Source organism: Flavicella sediminum, assembly GCF_006381105.1.
Taxonomy (GTDB): domain Bacteria; phylum Bacteroidota; class Bacteroidia; order Flavobacteriales; family Flavobacteriaceae; genus Flavicella; species Flavicella sediminum.
Window position 1 is genome coordinate 1 of sequence record NZ_VDET01000053.1, and the last position, 2057, is coordinate 2057.

Below are 2057 nucleotides of genomic sequence, written 5' to 3' on the forward strand. Positions count from 1 at the left end.
TTTTTTACCACAAATTTTTTCCAATTGAAAATACAAGGTAAGTCTATTTTTTATGGCAATTTCAGCCGTCAAAAATCGCCAGCTCAATACGGCTAAAATGTTTCCAAATAGTAGGCCAATAATTAAATCGAAAGCACTTACACCTGTGGTAAGGAATAGGGGCCCAATCATAAATTCGGTTCCTGCAGCATGTTCACCGGCATACATTCCGATAAAATTTTTCCAACCTTTTAGTTTGGAATTTGGTACCGGTTCTCTTTCGAACTCTCCGCTTTCAGCGGCTACTACAATTTGTTCTATGTTTGCTTGACTCATTTAGGTTAGGGTTTTAGTTTTGTTTAAATTAGGTATTATCGACCATTGTCTTTGTTAGAAAATTATTCTAATTGACTTAGGTAATAATAAATGGCACATGTTTTTTTAGCGAATAGTTTTCTTTTAAAAATTTTGAATTCAGTTTAGAATCTGAAATGACAATGGCAGCACCTAAGGCTGAACCTAAAGAAGAACTGGTAGAGCGCAATTTCATATCTCTTAAATAATGCGATAATAATTTGATAAATACATCATTGTCGCTAAATCCTCCGTCAACAAATAATCGGTTGATACGCGTATCGTTTCCTTTAGCAGCTTCAATATTTTTTACTTGTATTTTTACCAACTCAATTAATAACTGATGGTACGCTTCTTCATACGTATTATGTAAAAGATTTGTTTTAGAAGGCGTATGGTCATTCGCTAAATATTTCCAGCGGAAACAGCTTTTAAAATTAGTATCTAAATTTGAGTAGGTATCAAAATTAAACTGCACCGTTTTATGATGATCGTATGGTAAATTATAGTGACTGCTTAATTCTGTTATTTGATGTTTGTATTCGTTGCCTAATAAAAGTTTAGAAGATTTAACCGCTTTTCCGTTAATTCTCATATAGCTAATACAGTTTTCTTGCAATTCTTTTTCATTTAAAAGTGTTTTAGAAAAAGGATTTAAAGAAACACTCCAAGTACCTGTAGAAACCAAAACAAATGGTTTTTTTGAACCTCTGATATAAGGAATTAAAGCAGAAGAACTATCATGAATTCCAACGCCAATTTTAATGCGTTTTCCATTGTAGTTCATATTGATACTTGTTTCGGTAGAAACAATAGGAGGTAATATTTTATGAATACCCTCAACATAAACCCAAGTATGATAGTCTTTTTTATCATAATCCCACAAGGCGGTATGGCAACCAATACTGGTATATTCACTTAAGGGAATACCTGTAAATACATAACTTAGGTATTGCGGTAAATGCAAAGAATATTTTATCTTTTTAAATAACTCAGGTTGTGTGTATTTTAACCAATACAATTGCAATCCAGAATTTAACATACCAGATTTAGGAGAACCTGTTTTGGTAGATAAGTCTATTTCGGGACCATATTTTTTATAAAATCCATCGAGAAGTGTTTCGTCAATATCTTTTAAATAATTGTAAAGAGGAGTTAATACTTCTCCGTTTTCATCTAAATGAACAAAACTAGCACCATAAGTAGAAAAGTTAATGGCTTTTATATGGTATTCTTCATTGTCTAAAATACGATGAAATAAGTCTTTTAGCCAAGTTTGTAAAGCATGTAAATTTTCTGTTGGAAAACCATCTTCATCTTCAATTTCATCAAAGCGAGCATATTCTCTGTAAATTTCCTTAAAGTTTTTATCGAAAAGGAAGAATTTTTTATTCGTTTTTCCAATGTCAAAAACAGCAGTTACTTTTTGTTTCATCTTTATGATTGGCGGTTATTAGGTAGTTTGTTGAAAAAAAATGCCATGAGAATTACTGGATAGCAATTCTCATGGCATTTTGTATTAAAGTCCTGTAGCAACGGTATTTCTACCTCTTTCTGATATAAGATGATTTCTTAGGTCTAATTCGCGATACGCTTTAATCGGACTAATAGCACCACCTCTGTTTAATCTTGCTTTTTCAATTAATGGACGAACATCAGTTCTGTAAGCCCCTTGTAAAATTTCTTGGCATTTAACCACATCATTGTCAATTTGAGCGGCTCTT

Annotated in this window: 1 protein-coding gene and 2 pseudogenes; all 3 read right to left on the reverse strand. The window is 32.1% G+C overall.

The genetic code is table 11. The annotated features are described in order from the left end of the window. A pseudogene (locus FGM02_RS17795) lies at positions 1-315 on the reverse strand (hypothetical protein); the annotation flags it as partial. A gap of 76 nt (positions 316-391) precedes the next feature. Next, a complete protein-coding gene (locus FGM02_RS17800) occupies positions 392-1768 on the reverse strand; it encodes an FGGY-family carbohydrate kinase (RefSeq protein ID WP_139959973.1) in 1377 nt (458 codons plus the stop codon). Positions 1769-1852: 84 nt separating this feature from the next. Then, positions 1853-2057: pseudogene (locus tag FGM02_RS17805) on the reverse strand (sugar isomerase); the annotation flags it as partial.